General features: G+C 71.8%; 13 protein-coding genes. 6 read left to right on the forward strand and 7 right to left on the reverse strand.

Annotated elements, in window-relative coordinates:
- Positions 1–58: 58 nt before the first annotated feature.
- The 4 genes from ACH34W_RS06520 to ACH34W_RS06535 are packed head-to-tail and all read right to left on the reverse strand — an operon-like array spanning position 59 to position 4,952.
- A complete protein-coding gene (locus tag ACH34W_RS06520; protein WP_395959780.1) occupies positions 59–967 on the reverse strand; it encodes an aldose 1-epimerase family protein in 909 nt (302 codons plus the stop codon).
- A 30-nt stretch (positions 968–997) separates the two neighbouring features.
- On the reverse strand, positions 998–2,407 hold the full coding sequence (locus tag ACH34W_RS06525) for a DUF1116 domain-containing protein (RefSeq protein WP_395959781.1): 1,410 nt from the start codon (positions 2,405–2,407) through the stop codon (positions 998–1,000).
- Complete coding sequence (locus ACH34W_RS06530) at positions 2,404–3,987, reverse strand: FdrA family protein (protein WP_395959782.1); 1,584 nt, start codon at positions 3,985–3,987, stop codon at positions 2,404–2,406. The genes ACH34W_RS06525 and ACH34W_RS06530 overlap by 4 nt, the downstream gene beginning before the upstream one ends.
- Positions 3,984–4,952, reverse strand: a complete 969-nt coding sequence (locus ACH34W_RS06535) for a DUF2877 domain-containing protein (RefSeq protein ID WP_395959783.1) — start codon at positions 4,950–4,952, stop codon at positions 3,984–3,986. The genes ACH34W_RS06530 and ACH34W_RS06535 overlap by 4 nt, the downstream gene beginning before the upstream one ends.
- Before the next feature lie 241 nt (positions 4,953–5,193).
- On the opposite strand from ACH34W_RS06535, the gene ACH34W_RS06540 reads away from it, so the two are divergent.
- From ACH34W_RS06540 to cutA, 5 genes are all read left to right on the forward strand, one after another.
- Complete coding sequence (locus tag ACH34W_RS06540; protein WP_395959784.1) at positions 5,194–6,936, forward strand: PucR family transcriptional regulator; 1,743 nt, start codon at positions 5,194–5,196, stop codon at positions 6,934–6,936.
- A gap of 129 nt (positions 6,937–7,065) precedes the next feature.
- Positions 7,066–8,517 (forward strand): uracil-xanthine permease family protein, encoded by a 1,452-nt coding sequence (locus ACH34W_RS06545; RefSeq protein ID WP_395959785.1) that lies wholly within the window; start codon positions 7,066–7,068, stop codon positions 8,515–8,517.
- Between the two features lie 7 nt (positions 8,518–8,524).
- The gene (locus ACH34W_RS06550; RefSeq protein WP_395959786.1) at positions 8,525–9,409 is read left to right on the forward strand and encodes an FAD binding domain-containing protein; all 885 of its coding nucleotides are present in this window, start codon (positions 8,525–8,527) and stop codon (positions 9,407–9,409) included.
- A complete protein-coding gene (locus tag ACH34W_RS06555) occupies positions 9,406–9,885 on the forward strand; it encodes a (2Fe-2S)-binding protein (protein WP_395959787.1) in 480 nt (159 codons plus the stop codon). Before ACH34W_RS06550 ends, ACH34W_RS06555 begins: the two co-directional genes overlap by 4 nt.
- Positions 9,885–12,281 (forward strand): aerobic carbon-monoxide dehydrogenase large subunit, encoded by a 2,397-nt coding sequence (gene cutA / locus ACH34W_RS06560; RefSeq protein WP_395959788.1) that lies wholly within the window; start codon positions 9,885–9,887, stop codon positions 12,279–12,281. Before ACH34W_RS06555 ends, cutA begins: the two co-directional genes overlap by 1 nt.
- Positions 12,282–12,390: 109 nt before the next feature.
- On the opposite strand, the gene ACH34W_RS06565 is transcribed toward cutA, so the two are convergent.
- The gene (locus ACH34W_RS06565; protein WP_395959789.1) at positions 12,391–13,215 is read right to left on the reverse strand and encodes a polysaccharide deacetylase family protein; all 825 of its coding nucleotides are present in this window, start codon (positions 13,213–13,215) and stop codon (positions 12,391–12,393) included.
- Positions 13,216–13,424: 209 nt separating this feature from the next.
- Here ACH34W_RS06565 and ACH34W_RS06570 point away from each other — a divergent pair, with 209 nt between their 5' ends.
- Entirely contained in the window at positions 13,425–14,075 is a 651-nt protein-coding gene (locus tag ACH34W_RS06570; RefSeq protein WP_395959790.1) for a carbon monoxide dehydrogenase subunit G, read from the forward strand.
- Between the two features lie 64 nt (positions 14,076–14,139).
- Here the strand turns inward: ACH34W_RS06570 and ACH34W_RS06575 are convergent, their stop codons facing one another.
- Together ACH34W_RS06575 and ACH34W_RS06580 are read right to left on the reverse strand one after the other, a co-directional pair.
- A complete protein-coding gene (locus ACH34W_RS06575; RefSeq protein ID WP_395959791.1) occupies positions 14,140–14,961 on the reverse strand; it encodes an ABC transporter permease subunit in 822 nt (273 codons plus the stop codon).
- Positions 14,958–15,992 carry an ABC transporter ATP-binding protein gene (locus tag ACH34W_RS06580; RefSeq protein ID WP_395959792.1) on the reverse strand — a complete coding sequence of 345 codons (1,035 nt, stop codon included), beginning with the start codon at positions 15,990–15,992 and terminating at the stop codon, positions 14,958–14,960. The genes ACH34W_RS06575 and ACH34W_RS06580 overlap by 4 nt, the downstream gene beginning before the upstream one ends.
- Positions 15,993–16,050: the final 58 nt, after the last annotated feature.

Raw genomic sequence — 16,050 nt, forward strand, 5'->3', positions numbered from 1 at the left:
CTGGAAACCGTGCGCCGGCGGCTGCGCGTCCGCCGGCTCATGACGCACTGATGCCCCATTAACCGCTGATGCCCCAGGAACCGGTGTGCCTGGCGCCGGGTTTGAGGTCGATGAGGTCGATGCCGCTGACGAAGGCGTTCGGCGGGCACGTCATCGGCTCCACGCCGATGCCCTGGCGGCGGGTCCCGGCCGGGATGGTGTCGGCGGTGAAGACCTCCAGCCAGGGGTGGGCGTCATCCATCCAGAACGAGGTGGTGTGGCGGGACCCGGCGAGGTGGACCCAGGCCAGGCCGTCGGTGTCGCGGGCCAGCCCGGTGAAGGCGTTGTCGATCGTCAGGTCGCCGAGGACGCGGCCGTCGCGCAGGTCGTACGAGGTGCCGGCGACCTCCCGGGGCGGCCCGTCCGGGATCATGCGGTCGTTCACCGGGAGATAGTGGTCGGCCGGGACGGTGAGGGTGCAGGCGTCGATCGGCTCTCCCACCGTGAGGTACGGATGGGCGCCGTGGCCGTACGGGGCGGTGCGCGAGCCCGCATTGGCCGCGGTGATCCGGACGGTGAGGCCGCGGTCGGGGTCGAGGGAGTAGCCGGCCTCCAGATCGAGGCGGAACGGGTAGCCGGCCGAGCCCAGCAGCCGGTGGGTGAGCGTCACGCCGTCCGGACGCCGCTCCGAGAGCCTCCAGGGCGACCAGCGCACCAGCCCGTGGATCGCGCCGCCGAAGGCGGGCTCGGAGACGTCCAGCTGATGCTCCTCGCCGTCGTAGGAGTACCGGCCGCGGTCAACCCGGTTGGGCCAGGGGATCAGCAGCTGGCCGAACGCGGCCGGGGCGGCCTCGTCGGCGCCGTGCGTGAGGATCAGCGGATTCCCGTGGTGGGTCAGGGTGCGGAGGGCCGCGCCCGCCTCGGTGACGACGGCGCGGTACGGCCCGGCGCTGATCTCGTACTGGGCCCCGGTGATCGGCTCGCTCATGATCAGAAACCTACCCGGCCGGTCCCGGCGTCACGCGCTCCCGGCCAGGGCGTGCAGAGCCTGGGTAAAGATCTCCCCGGGCGGCTCGACCAGCCCGGCGCCGACCTGGCCGGTGCCGGCCTCCCGGCCGGCGATGCCGGTGTCGATCACCGGCAGGATCCCGGTGCGCACCACCCGGGTCACGTCGATCCCGGTCGGCGTGCCGCGGAACGAGAGCAACGGCACCTGCAGGGCCGGGTGCTCGGCCATGGTGATCTCGTACATCCGCCGGGTCGCCGCCAGCGCGTCGGGCACCTCGCCGCCCACGAACCGCACGATCGCCGGGGCCGCCGCCAGCGCGAACCCGCCCATCCCCACGGTCTCGGTGATGGCCGAGTCGCCGATGTCGGGGTTGGCGTCCGCCGGGCCGTACGAGCCGAGGTAGAGCCCGTCGGGGACCCCGGCCGGGCCGGTGAACCAGCGGTCGCCCGTGCCCGACACCTGGATGCCGAAATCGGTGCCGTTGCGGGCCATCGCGACCACCAGGCTCGACCCGGGCACGTCCCGTGCGGCGTCGGCCGCGCACTTGGCCGCGGCCATGCCGACGTTGAGGAAGAAGTGGTCGTTGCCGCCGATGAAGCTCAGCGCCCCGGCGATATCGGTGCGGGAGGAGTCGGTCGAGGCGAAGGCGGGCGCCAGCTCGCGCATCAGCAGGGAGGTCGCCGCCCGGTTGCGGTTGTGCAGCTCGTCGCCCATCTGCATGGCCTGCGCCATCAGCGTGGTCAGGTCGAGCGGCCCGTGCAGCCGCACCGCCTCCCGCAGCAGCGGCCCGAGCACGCCGCCCATCCAGCGCAGCCGCTCGATCACCTCCGGGCCGTACGCCCCGTACCGCAGGACCTTGCCCAGCCCCTCGTTGAGCGAGCAGTACGCGGTGCCGCCATGCTCGGTGTCCTTGACGACGAACATCCACATCGACGGGCTCACCAGCCCGGCCATGGGCCCGACCGTGGCGTGATGGTGGCACGGCTCCAGCGTCGCCGCGCCCTGGGCCAGCGCCTTCTCGGCCTCCTCCGGGGTGCCGGCCAGATCTTCCAGGAGCATCGCGCCGATGAGCGCACCCCGCATCGGGCCGGACGCGCGCTCCCAGTCGATGGGCGGGCCCGCGTGCAGGAACGTCCCGCGTTCCAAGCCCAGCACCTCGTGTGCGGGCCGTACGTCCACCAGCTGGGGACGGGCGCTGACCATGCGCCCGACGGCCTGGGCGTTGGCACTGCTGTGCCGGGGGTCGCCGAGAACGGTGGCGAGCGCTTCCTCGGTGCCGGGGGGAGGGGGCCGCCAGTCGACCCGTTCGACCGGGACGGCCTGCTGGTGCAGCGCCTCGGCCAGCACGTCCACGCCCGTGGCGACGACGTGCGGCTCGCGGCTCAGCAGGCCTCCCAGACGTGGCCGGGACTCGCTCATGTCGCCCCCCGCGATGCGTTCCGTGCCGTCTGCGCGTCCGCCCATGCCGTCTGTGCGTCCGCCCGTGCCGCTTGCGCGTCCGCGTCGTCTCCGGCCTGAACGAGGCTCGCCGCGTGCCGGGCGGCTGCGGCGTTCGAGAGGAAGACCGTCGCCCCTGCCCGGTACAGCGCGTTCGCCTGCTGTTCGCGGCCCTGCGGGTCGGCGCGGGTGCCGCAGAGCGACACGACGGCGGCCAGATCGTCACGGTCGCGGAGGGCCTTCTCGATGGCGGGGGCGAGCGCGGCAGCCGGGTCGGGTTCGGCGCCGTACCCCAGGACCACGTCGAGCAGCAGCACGCCGCAGCCCGGGTCGGCGGCCTGCTCGGCCAGCGCCGCCAGCCGCAGCGTCGGATCGATCATCGGATGGGCACGGCCGCGGGTGTAGGTGTCGTCGCCGAAGTCCACCAGCGAGTGCCCATGCGCGGCCAGGTCCCAGCCGAGCACGTCGCCGACGACGGCCTCGGCCTCGTCCCGCAGTGTGCCGCCGGCGAACAGCCCGCGCAGGTGGGGGGTCGTCCCCCCTCGGGAGATTCCACGTCGGGGTGCCGTGGCGGGCCACGAGGGCCACTGCGGCACCGGGCGGCCGAGGCGTTCGAGCGTCTCCTCCGCCGCGCGCGTCAGATCGCGGCGCTCGCCCGGGTACTCGCCGGGCCGGTCACCGTCGCCCGGCCCGGGCAGGGCGAAGATCACGGGTGTGTCGAGCCGCCGGGCGGCCTCGCGGATCAGGTCGGCGACCCTCGGCGCGGGCGGCTTGGACACCATGAGGATCACCTCGGTGGCCGGGTCGGCGTCCAGCGCGGCGAGCGCCGCCAGCGAGGACCGCCCGCTCACCTGCCGGGAGAGATCCCGGCCGCCGACGCCGAGCACATGGCTCACTCCGACGCCGGCCGCGTCCAGCAGGCACATCAGCTGCTGGGCACCGGTGCCGGACGCGGCGACCATGCCCACCGGGCCGGGGTCGACCGCGTTGGCGAAGCCGAGGCCCGCGCCACCGATCACGGCGGTCCCGCAGTCGGGGCCGAGCACGATCAACCCCCGCCGGGCGGCGGTCTCCTTGAGCTCGATCTCCTGGTCGAGCGGCACGTTATCGCTGAAGATCATGACGTTCAGCCCGGCGTCGAGCGCGTCCATCGCCTCGGGGAACACATGCGGGCCGGGCACCGACAGCAGGACGATGCTCGCCTCGCTCGCCCCCACCCGCGCCGCGGCGGCCGCCGTCGTCCGGGCCGGCTCCTGCGCGCCCCACCCGTCCGGGCCGCTCGCCGGAGCCGGATGCGCCGCCTCGTGCAGGAGATCGTCGAGGGCGTGCCGGGCCTCGTCGAACGCGCGGTCCTCCGCGCGGAGCGCCACCACCAGGTCGCCGGGGCCCGCCCCGGCCGGGACCTCGAAGCCCATCTGTTCGAGGACCTCGCGGTTGAGCTCGGTCGCCATGGCCGCCATCGCGTCGGCCACGCCCGCCCGGCCGGTGAGCCGCCGGCTCACCCGCATCAGGGTCACGGAGTCGTGGTACGCCCCCGGCCGGACCTCCACCCAGGACTTCAAGCCGTTTCTCGCTCTTCGCGGGCCACCTCGGTGGCCAGCCGCAGGGCGGCGCGGCAGCCGGCGAGCACGCCCCAGGCGAGATCGGCGCCGGAGGTGTGCCCGGCGGAGAGCAGGCGCCGGACGGCGGGTGCCGGCGGTTCCTGCCCGGCCACGCTGCGCAGCACGGCGGCGACCTCCCCGCCGGCCTGGCCGCCCGCGGCGCAGTGCAGCAGGGTCGCGGCCAGCGCGGTCGTCCGGGTGCCCGCGTCCGCGGTCACCGCGGCGCCCAGCCAGTCGGCCAGCCAGACGGCGGTGCCGCCGTGGCGGACCGCGCCTCCGACCAGGCGCAGTGAGACCAGCAGCCCGGCCAGGATGTCGTCGCCGCTGGGCGTCAGCCCGGGGCCGAGTCCCACGATGCGTTCGGCGGCCTCGACCGCGTCGGCGAGCTCGCCGACGGCGCAGTGCCGGGCGAGAAGGAGCGGGTCCGGGTGTCCGGCCAGGCCGCATCCGGCCGTGCCGCCAGCGGCGTCGAGCGCGTTCTCGAGTGCCTGCACCCCGCGGGACAGCGCCGTCACCGAGAGGGCGCCGAGCACGGGGGAGGGGTCCCACCAGCGGCGGACCCGGACGTGCAGCCCCGCCATCTCGACCCGGCCGTCGCCGATGAAGGCGTCCGAACCCTCGCGGACGGCGTGGAACGGGCGTTCGCGGCTCGCGGCGACGACCACGACCGCGTTGGGCAGGCGTACCGCGTCGGAGCTGACCACCGCCACGACGCGTGGCTCGATGGCGCCGTGCGGCTCCGCAGGGGCGCGCAGTTCCAGGTAGACGGCCGCCGGGAAGGCTGCGATCACCCGTGCCTGCAGGCGCGGCGCGTCGATCAGGGGCCGCAGCGCGAGGCTCGCGGCACCGGCCGCAGGCGGCCGCCGGCCCGGCAGCGGGCCCGGCCTTGCGGACAACATGATCGGGTCACGGATGACGGCTGTCACGGGTCCTCCCGAGGCAGGGAACGTGGCGGCCACTGTGAACAGGGACCGGGTGATCCAGAAAATGGGTGCGGCCGCCCGGCCTCTGCCGAGACGGTAGACCGGCGTTTGTCACCCGACGTATGGAGAAAGCTGCCAAGACTGGTTGTCATCCTTCGTGTTTGTTGTCAGGGTTGATCGGAAAGCGGTAGCGATCACGCCATATCGGGCGATGTACGCACCAAAAGGCGAGGTGACCCCTGGCATGAGTTACACCACGGCGGACCCGGGCCCACCGGCTCTGAGGCTCGCGAGTACCGGAACACTGACGTACGGTCTGTCGGTCGGCGAAGTCCTGGGGGTGTCGACCCTGAACGGGGCTCGGCTCATCGCGGGACGCGCAGGGCTCAATCGCATCGTGCAGCGGCTGAACGTGATGGAGGTCCCCGACATCCTGTCGTGGGTCAAGCCCAACGAGCTGCTGCTGACCACCGGCTATCCGCTCCGCAACACCCCCCAGTCGCTCGACAACCTGGTTGCCGATCTGGACGAACGCGGCCTGGCCGCGCTCGCGATCAAACTCGGCCGCTATCTGGAGTCGTTGCCGCCCGAGATGATCGAGCAGGCCGACCGGCGCGGCTTCCCGCTGATCCTCCTACCCAACGACGTGGGCTTCGACGACATCCTTAACCAGGTGTTGACCGACATCCTCAACCGGCAGGCCGCCGTGCTGGCCCGCACCGAGGAGGTCCACCGGGCGCTGGTGCAGATCGTGTTGTGCGGCGGCGGCCTGCAGGAGGTCGTCAACGAGGTCGCGTCGCTGCTGGACGTCGCGGTCGTCGTGCTGGACGCCGAGCAGCGCGTGCTCGCGGGTGCCGGGCCCGAAGAGCACATCCAGGCCATGAGGGCCTTCAACGCGGTGTCCACCCACGGTGTGCCCCCGCAGGGCGGCAACCCCGCCCTGTCCGGTGGGGACCACCTGATGGTGCCGGTGGTGGCCGGGGGCTTCGACCACGGCCGGATCCTGGCGTACAGCCCCGACGGCACGCTGCGCGAGACCGACCTCGGCATTCTCGAACGCGCCGCCACGGTCGCCGCGCTGGTGGTGACCAAGCAGCAGGCCGTCGCCGCAGTCGAGAGCAAGTACCGCGCCGACTTCCTGCGCGACATCCTGGCCGGGCGTGCGGGCGACGACGACCGGGTGGTGGCGCACTGCGCGGGGTTCGGCTGGGACCTCGACCGCCCGGTCATGGTGGTGGTGGCCGAGCTGGACGGGCGTACCCGGCCGGGCGACGCCGAGGGCCGCGCCGCCGCCCGCCCGGCGGAGGCCGAGGCCCCGGCGGCCCGCGGCCGCGGCGCCGACGAACGGCTCGCCCAGGAGCGGCTCGCCGCCGCCTGGACCGCGGTCGTCCGCCGGCACGACCGGGGCGCGGCGGTGGCCAGTTTCGCCCACGAGGTCGTCGCGGTGGTGGGCGCCGACGCGGACGACGCGCTCTCCACGGGACCGGTCCACACCATGCTCAAGGAGGCGAGCGCGCTTTTCGCCGAGCACCTGTCGGTCCGCCGCACGTTCTCCACCGGCATCAGCCGCACGGTCGGCTCGCCGGCCGCGCTGCCCGAGGCGTACGAGCAGGCGGTCAAGGCCGTCCGGGTAGGACGCCAGCTGCACGGCTCGGGCGCCCGCGCGCACTTCGACCAGCTCGGCGTCTACCGGCTGCTGAGCCTCGTCTCCGACCCTGAGGAGCTGCACGCGTTCGTCCGGGAGACCCTCGGCGAGCTCGCGGGCGACGACGAGGCGGAACTGGTCGACCTGCGCCGGACCCTGCAGGTGCTGCTGGAGACCAACCTCAACGTGGCCGAGACGGCGCGCCGCCTGCACTTCCACTACAACACCCTGCGCTACCGCATCGGCAAGCTGGAACGGATGCTCGGCCCCTTCACCGAGGACGCGCACCTCCGGCTCAACCTCACGCTTGCGCTGCACGTCCTGCGCATGCGGGGGATCTGAGGGATCTTCACGATTTAACACAGTCGTGATTTGAAACAGACCTGGTTGGGGCATCCTCTTCACCGGAACGCTCCATGGCCGGTGAAGAGGGCCACCACCGGGGGCCATGGGGCGCGTGAGGAGGGCGGCATGGCCATCGGCTGGAAGATGCACGGCGACGGGAAGACCCCGCCGCCCGGCGAGGTGGTGCGTCCGGACGAGCGGCTGTCCTGGCCGCGGACCGCCGGGATCGGCGCCCAGCACGTGGTGGCGATGTTCGGGGCGACCTTCGTCTTCCCGATCGTGATGGGCCTGGATCCCAACCTGGCCATCATGATGTCCGGCGTCGCCACGATCCTCTTCCTGCTGATCGTCGGCGGCCGGGTGCCCAGCTACCTCGGCACCAGCGCCTCGTTCGTCGGCGCCGTCGCGGCCATCCGGGCCGCGGGCGGCAGCAGCGCGGAGGTCACCGGCGCGATCCTGATCGCGGGCGCGGTCCTCGCGGCCGTCGGGCTCCTGATCCACTTCCTCGGCCCGGCGGTCATCCACGCGGTGTTCCCGCCGGTGGTCACGGGTGCCGTGGTCATGCTCATCGGCTTCAACCTCGCGCCGGTGGTCGCCGACGTCTACTGGCCGCAGGACGAGTGGGTCGCGCTGCTGACGCTCACCTTCGCGGTCCTGTGCGCCGTGCTGCTGCGCGGCTTCTGGGCCCGCATCGCCATCCTGCTCGCCCTGGTCTTCGGCTTCGCGCTCTCCTGGATCCTGGACAAGACCGCGGGTCAGATCACCTCGGTTCTGCCCGGGCAGAACTTCCGCGACGCCGCCGGGAAGGCATGCCCGCAGGAGGGCACGTACTGCGTCGCCACCGCCTTCCCGCATGACCGGGTGAGCTTCGACAGCGTCAAGGCGGCGGACTGGTTCGGGTTCCCGGATCTGCACGGGCCCGACTTCAAGACCTCGGCGATCCTGCTCGCCCTGCCGGCCGTCATCGCGCTCATCGCCGAGAACACCGGCCATGTGAAGGCGGTCGCCGCGATGACCGGTGACGATCTCGACCCGGTGCTCGGCCGCGCCATCGCGGCGGACGGCGTCGGCACCGCCCTCGCGTCGTCGGTCGGCGGCTCGCCCACCACCACCTACGCCGAGAACATCGGCGTCATGGCGGCCACCCGGATCTACTCGACGGCCGCTTACTACATCGCTGCGGTCGTGGCGATCCTCTTCGGCCTGTGCCCGAAGTTCGGCGCGCTGGTCGCGGCGACCCCCGGCGGCGTGCTCGGCGGCATCACCGTCGTCCTGTACGGGATGATCGGCCTGCTCGGTGCGAAGATCTGGATCGAGAACCGGGTCGACTTCGCCGATCCGGTCAACCTGGTCCCGGTCGCCGCCGGGATCATCCTCGCCATCGGCAACGTCACCCTCACCATCACCGACGACTTCCCGCTCCAGGGCATCGCCCTCGGCACCATCGCCGTGCTCGTCGGCTACCACGCCCTCAACGCGATCGCCGGGACCCGGCGCGGGCCCGACACCGGCGCAGGTGTGATCGCCCCGGAGGAGAAGGAGATAGGCGGACCCGTCCGCCCGCCTACAACGGAGTAGGAGCCGAGTGAAACCGTCCTCTTTCGAGTACCACGCTCCTCGTACCCTCGACGAAGCCCTCGGCGCACTGGCCGAGGCGGCCGGCGCGAAGGTGCTCGCGGGGGGCCAGAGCCTGATCCCGCTGCTCAACATGCGGCTCGCCGCCCCGCCGCACCTGGTGGACATCAACCGCATCGCAGCTCTGGACACGATCGAGGTGTCCGAGCGGGGCGTGCTGGTAGGAGCGCTCGCCCGGCACACGGCGGTCGAGCGGGCGGCGGACGCGGCGCGGGTGCAGCCGCTGCTGCGCGAGGCCATCCGGCACGTCGCCCATCCCGTCATCCGTAACCGCGGCACGGTCGTCGGCAGCCTCGCCCATGCGGACCCCGCCGCGGAGCTGCCCGCCGTGCTGGCGTTGCTGGACGGGGAGGTCGAAGCGGCCTCCGTACGGGGGAGGCGGACGATCGCGGCCGGGGAGTTCTTCCAGGGGCCGCTGGAGTCGGCGCTCGATCCCGACGAGGTCGCGATCGCCGCGTTCTTCCCGGCGGCTCCGCCTCGTACGGGCAGCGCGTTCCTGGAGACGGCCCGCAGGCACGGCGACTACGCGCTCGCCGGGGTGGCGGCGCTCGTCATGCTCGACGAGGACCTGCGGGTGAGCGGCGCCCGTGCCGGTTACCTGGGCGTCGACGTGGTCCCGCTCGTCCTTGACCTGGCCGAGCCCGCAGCGGCGGCGCAGGCCGGCCGCCCGCCGGGGGCGCTCGACTGGTCCGGGGCCGCCGCGTTCGCCCGGGAACGGGTCGATCCCGAAAGCGACATCCACGCCGACGCGGCCTACCGGCGTCACCTGGTCGGGGTACTGACCGAACGGGCCCTGCACGCCGCCACCGCCGCCGCGCACGAGGGGGTTCGATGACGCACGAGGTCGCGCTGACAGTGAACGGGGTGCTTCGCACGGCGCTGGTGCCCGCCCGGCGGCTGCTGTCGGACTTCCTCCGGCATGACCTGGGTCTGACGGGTACGCACGTCGGCTGCGAGCACGGCGTGTGCGGTTGCTGCACCGTGCTGATGGACGGGGAGCCGGTGCGGTCGTGCCTGATGTTCGCCGTCACCGCCGCGGGACACGACATCGTGACCGTGGAAGGGCTTGCGGCTCCGGACGGAACGATGTCGCCGGTGCAGCGGGCGTTCCAGGAGTGCCATGGGCTGCAGTGCGGCTTCTGCACGCCGGGCTTCCTGTGCACAGTGATGGCATTGCTGAAGGAGAACCCGCGCCCCACCGACGACGAGGTGCTCGAAGGGATATCCGGCAACCTGTGCCGCTGCACGGGCTATCAGAACATCCTCAAATCGGTGCACCGCGCCGCCGACCTGCTCGATGAGGAGGCGTGATGAGCACGCGCATGTTCGGCGAGCCGATCGCGCGGCGGGAGGACCCGAGGCTCCTCACCGGCCAGGGCCGCTACCTCGACGACCTGGGGCAGGACGCCCTCGCGGCGGCCTTCGTCCGGTCGCCGCACGCACACGCCCGCATCGCCGGCATCGACGTCGGGGACGCGCTCGACATCGACGGGCTGGTCGCGATCTACACGTGGGAGGACCTCCCCGGCCGGATCGGCGAGCCGCTGCCCCTGCTCATCCCGCATCCGTCGCTGACCCACGGCCGGACCGCCTACCCGCTCGCACGCGACGTCGTACGGCACGTCGGGGAGCCCGTGGTGATGGTCGTCGCCCGGGACCGCTACCTGGCCGAGGACGCGGCCGAACGGATCCGGGTGGACTACGACCCGCTGCCGCCCGTGGTCGGCATCGAGAACGCGGCGCGCGCCGAGCATCTCGTGCACGACGACGTGCCGGGGAACGTGGGCGCGGTGCTCTTGCAGGAGACCGGGGACGTGGCCACCGCCATCGAGAACGCGCCGCACGAGCTGGAGTTCCGGCTCGACATCGAGCGCAGCGCCTCGACCCCGCTGGAGGGGCGCGGCGTCTACGCGCGCTGGGACGCCGACGACGAGTCCTTGCGCGTCTACTCCTCGACCCAGGCGTCCACGAGCGTGCGGGCGGCGATCGCGGCCAGGCTCGGGCTGCCGCCGGGCAAGGTCGAGGTGATCGCGCCCGACGTCGGCGGCGGCTTCGGCGTCAAGATCGTGCATCCGTGGCCAGAGGAGGTGCTCGTCCCGTGGGCGGCGCGGCTGCTCGGCCGGGAGCTCAAATGGACCGAGGACCGCCGCGAGCACTTCATCTCGGCCGCGCACGAACGCGGCCAGGTGCAGCACGTGAAGGTCGGCTTCGACGGCGCGGGCCGGGTCCTCGGCCTCGACGTGCGGATCCTGCACGACCACGGCGCGTACACCCCGTACGGCGTGATCATCCCGATCGTCACCTCCACCCAGCTGCTCGGCCCGTACAAGATCGGGGCCTACCGGGCGGAGGTCACCAGCCTCTACACCAACACCGTCATCGTCACCCCCTACCGCGGCGCGGGCCGCCCGCAGGGGGTTTTCTGCATGGAACGCACGATGGACCGGATCGCCGACCACCTCGGTCTCGACCGCACCGAGGTCCGCGCGGCCAACTTCATCGGGCCGGACGAGTTCCCCTACGACCAGGGCCTGACGTTCCAGGACGGGCGGCCGCTGATCTACGACTCGGGCGACTATCCCGCGATGCTCCACAAGATCAAGGAGCTCATCGGCTGGGACGGGTTCGCCGGCGTCCGGGCCGCCGCCGTGGCCAAGGGCCGCCGGATCGGCATCGGGCTCGGCTGTTACGTCGAGGGCACCGGCGTCGGGCCGTACGAGGGCGGGCACGTCGAGATCGACTCGACCGGCCGGGTGAACGTGTCGACCGGCCTGACCTCCCAGGGCCAGGGGCACCAGACCGTCTTCGCGCAGATCGCCGCCAGCGAGCTCGGCGTGCCGATCGAGGACGTGCACGTCACCACCGGCGACACCCGCCGGTTCGGCTACGCCGTCGGCACGTTCGCCTCCCGCGCCGCGGTGATGAGCGGCAACGCGATCGCGCTCGCGAGCCGGAAGGTACGCGAGAAGGCGCTCCGCATCGCCGCCGAGGCCCTCGAAGCCGACCCCCGCGACCTCGACATCACCGACGGCGTGGTCCACGTGAAGGGCGACCCCGGATCGGCCGTTCCCCTGCGTACCGTCGCGGTCCTCTCCAACCCGTTGCGCTACGCCTTCGACGAGGAGGCGGCCCGCGCCACCCAGTTCGCCGTGGGCGGCTCACCCGAGGACCCGCCGGTCGCGCCCGGCGACGAACCCGGGCTGGAGGGCAAGGACTACTACTCGCCCGTCCGCTCCACCTTCGCCGCGGGCATGCACGCCGCCGTCGTCGAGATCGATCCCGACACCGCCGAGATCCACATCCTCCGCTACGCCGTCGTCCACGACTGCGGCCGGCTCATCAACCCGATGATCGTGGAGGGCCAGATCCACGGGGGAGTCGCGCAGGGCATTGGCGGAGCCCTTTACGAGCGCATGGAGTACGACGAGTCCGGCCAGTTGCTGAACGCCTCGTTCATGGACTTCCTGATGCCGTACGCCACCGAGATCCCGCGCGTCGAGACCGATCACCTGGAGACCCCCTCGCCGCTCAATCCCCTGGGCATCAAGGGCGCGGGCGAGGCGGGCGTGATCCCCGTCTCCGCCGTGATCGCCTCCGCCATCGAGGACGCCACCGCTGTCCCGATCGCGAAGATGCCCCTGTCCCCGGCCGAGCTCTTCCACCTCATGAGCGCCCGTGAGCGAATGAGCCAGAGAATTTTGAGCTGACGGGGTTGCTCGGGGAGCGGGGGACCTCAACCCCGTCAGCGATGGAACACTAGACCCGGCGGCAGGGCGCGGGCCGGGCATCCGTGAATCATCCCGATATGTCGGGCCGTTACTGGGTGAGCTTGTCAGGGGCATTGCCGCCTAGGGATTTCGGCAGGTAGTTCTCGACGGCGGCGGGCCGGAAGCCCTGGGCCTTGATCCAGCCGAGGATCATTTGGAACTGACCTGCGAGTCCCTTGCGGTAGTGCATGAGGATGATGTCGCCGGGCTTGAAGCCCGTGCCGCCGTCGCCGCGCTGGAAGTCGTCCCGCTTGCCGTTGGGGCTCTTGGCGCCGTTGTAGAACTCCGCGGTCCACATCAGGATCGACTTGATGCCGCACTGCTTGGCGGCCTGGACGGTGGTCGGGTTGAAGCTGCCGTATGGCGGGCGGAAGATCTGCGGGCGGCGGCCGTACTGCTTCGTGATGGTGTCGGAGGAGTCGCAGATCTCCTTCCGCTGCACCTCCGGCGAAAGGGTCACCATGGGGCGGTGCGTGACCGTGTGGTTTTCCATCTGGGAGCCTGCGTTGCGCAAAGCCCAGAAGTACTGGCCTTGCCCCTTGACGTAGTTGGTGGTCAGGAAGGTGAGGATGGGCACCTTCTCCTTGCGGACCAGGTTCACGAACTCGGCGTCGTATTCGTAGCCGTCGTCGATCGTGAGGAAGACGACCTTGTCCTGTGTCTCGATCTTGCGGATGATCGGCGGGAGGCCGTCCGGGGCGGCCTTCGGCATCGTCCACGAGCCAGGCTTGGGCGTCGCCCACTGCTGGTCCGAGAGGGCGGCGGCCAGTTGGGTCCGCACCGACGGGCCGTTGTCGCCGCCCGCCGGGGCGCGTACCACCGGCCAGCCTCCGGCCGCCACGCCGAGCCCCCCCGCCACCAACGTGGCGATCATGGGCATCTTCCCTAGCATCAGCCGTTCTTCTCCTGTCCCCCGTGGAAACTCCGTCAGGCGCAACATCGTTGACGCTCGAAAGCGCGATCAGGTTCGCGCGATCTATCAGATCATGTCCAGCCGGAACGGGTCCTATCTGACTAACACCTTGCGTGTACTAGGCACAAGTTGCCCTTCGCGAGGGGGTGCCCGTTCCGTAAGGTCGTGACATGAAAGTCACTGGCAGTGCCACTGTCGCCGCTCCGCTTCCGCGCGTCTGGGACGCGCTGCAGGACCCGTCGGTGCTGGCGCTGACGATTCCGGGATGCGAGTCGCTGGAGGCGCTCGGCGACGACCGCTACCGGATGACGGTCCAGGCCGGGGTGGCGTCGATCAAGGGCACCTACACCGGTGAGGTGGCGCTCACCGACCCCGATCCGCCGCGTTCGTTCGTGTTGCGTGCCAAGGGGCAGGGCGCGCCCGGCACCGTCGACGCCACCGTGCGGGTGCGGCTGGGGGCGGGCGACGGCGAGGGCTCCACGCTGATCGAGTACGACGCGGACGCGGTGGTCGGCGGCATGGTCGGCGGGGTCGGCCAGCGGATGCTCGCGGGTGTGGCCAAGAGGACGGCGGGAGAGTTTTTCACGGCCGTCGAGAAGGCGCTGAACGCCCCAGTCGCGGCGGCGGTCCCCGGGGTCGTCCCGGAGGCGCAGGGAGCGCGGGCCCTCAAGGCAGGGCCGGGCGAGTTCTACCCGGGTGCGGCGTTCTTCGAGGGGGAACGTTCGGTGACCCCCATGGTCATCGCCTTCGGAGTGGGCGGTGCCGTGGCACTGGCGGGGGTGGCGATCGGCCACGCGCTGGCACGCCGCTCCCGCCGCTGAGCCCGCCGCTGAGCCCCGCCGCTGGGTCCCGTCGCTGAGTGGCGCAGAGTCCCGCCGCTGGACTTCAGGCGTCGCGCTTCTGGAAGAGGAAGGCCGCGCCGACCAGCACGACCGCCGTGTAGAGCGCCAAGATCGCGAAACCCGTCCAGGGTGACAGGAGGCCCTCGGTGGGCTTGGCCGACGTGATGGCCTCGCCCGCGTTGGACGGCAGGAGCTTGCGCACCGCCTCGCCCCAGCCGCCGGGCAGGAACTGGGCGATGATCGGCAGGACGAACAGCACGCCCAAGATCATGGTGAGCGAGCCCGCGGTGTGCCGCAGCAGAGCGCCGATCCCCAGCGCCAGGAGCGTGATGAGGGCGAGGTAGAGCCCGCCGCCCACCACCCCGCGGAGCACCCCGTCGTCGCCGAGCGAGGCGTCGATCCTCTGGGACTTGTAGATCAGCTGGCAGAGCAGGAACGAGGCGAACGACACGAGCTGGCCCACGATCAGCGTGACCACGCCCAGCACCAGCGCCTTGGCGGCCAGGAACTCCACGCGCCGGGGCATCGCGATCAGCGACGTGCGGATCATCCCGGTGGCGTACTCACCGGTGATCACCAGCACGCCCAGCACGCTGAAGGCGACGATGCCGAAGTCGACGCCCGCCAGGCTGTAGGTCACGGGGTCGAACTCGGCCCTGTCCGCGGCGCTCATCTCCCGGTACTGGGATGTGAACGCCCAGGCCAGCAGGAGGCTCAGCCCGATCGTGACGATGATCGCGGCCAGCAGCGTCCAGAACGTCGACCGGACCGTGAGGATCTTGGTCCACTCGGCGGAGACGACGTTGCCGAACCTCGCGCGCGGCGGGCGTGCGGGCGCCGGAGCCGTGGTCGTCTCCGCGGTCATGGCCGGCCTCCACGCTGTTCGCTTCCGCGCTGTTCGCCGTTGCTCGCTGCCTGTTCGTCCTTGCGTTCTGGCGCTCCCGCGGGTGCCGGGGCTTCCGGCCGTCCGTTGATCGCGACCCCGTTACCGGGGATGCCCGCGTGGTATTCGACGGCGTCGCCCGTCAGCCGCATGAACGCCTCCTCCAGGGACGGCTGGACGGCGCTGAGCTCGTGCACGCGCAACCCGTGGTCGGCGGCGGTGTCACCGATCTCGGCGGTGTGCGCCCCGTACACCCGCAGCGACTGGTCGCCTTCCATCTCGACCCGCCAGCCGTGGCGGGACAGCAGCGAGCCGAGCTCGCTCAGCTGCGGCGACCGGACCTTGACGTGGCTGGTGGCGTTGGTGGAGATGAACTCCTCCATGCCTGTCTCGGCGAGGATCCTGCCGCGGCCGATCACCACCAGATGGTCGGCGGTGACCGCCATCTCCGACATCAGATGACTGGAGACGAAGATCGTGCGTCCCTCTGCGGCCAGCTTCTTCATCAGGGTGCGGATCCACAGGATGCCCTCGGGGTCGAGGCCGTTCACCGGCTCGTCGAACATGAGCACACCCGGATCACCGAGCAGCGCCCCGGCGATGCCGAGCCGCTGCCCCATACCGAGTGAGAAGCCCCGCGACGGCTTCTTCGCCACGTTCTCCAAGCCGACCAGGCCGAGGACGTAGTCCACGCGGCGGCGGGGGATGCCGTTGCTCTTGGCCAGGCAGAGGAGGTGGTTGTAGGCGCTGCGTCCCCCGTGAACGGCCTTGGCCTCCAGCAGCGCGCCGACCTCGCACAGCGGGGCACCCAGCTCCCGGTAGTGCTTGCCGTTGACGGTGACGTCGCCTTCGTTGGCCCGGTCGAGACCGAGGATCAGCCGCATGGTGGTCGACTTGCCGGCGCCGTTGGGCCCCAGGAAGCCGGTCACGCGGCCCGGCAGCACGGTGAAGTCGGCGTGGTCGACCGCGACCTTCGGCCCGTAGTGCTTCGTCAGCCCCCGCGCGTGGATCATTCTCGGCTGATACCGATGGCGACCGGCCTGGAAACGGCGGAAGCGGGCAAGCGGAGGA

It is taken from the genome of Actinomadura sp. 6N118 (assembly GCF_044326415.1).
GTDB lineage: Bacteria > Actinomycetota > Actinomycetes > Streptosporangiales > Streptosporangiaceae > Spirillospora.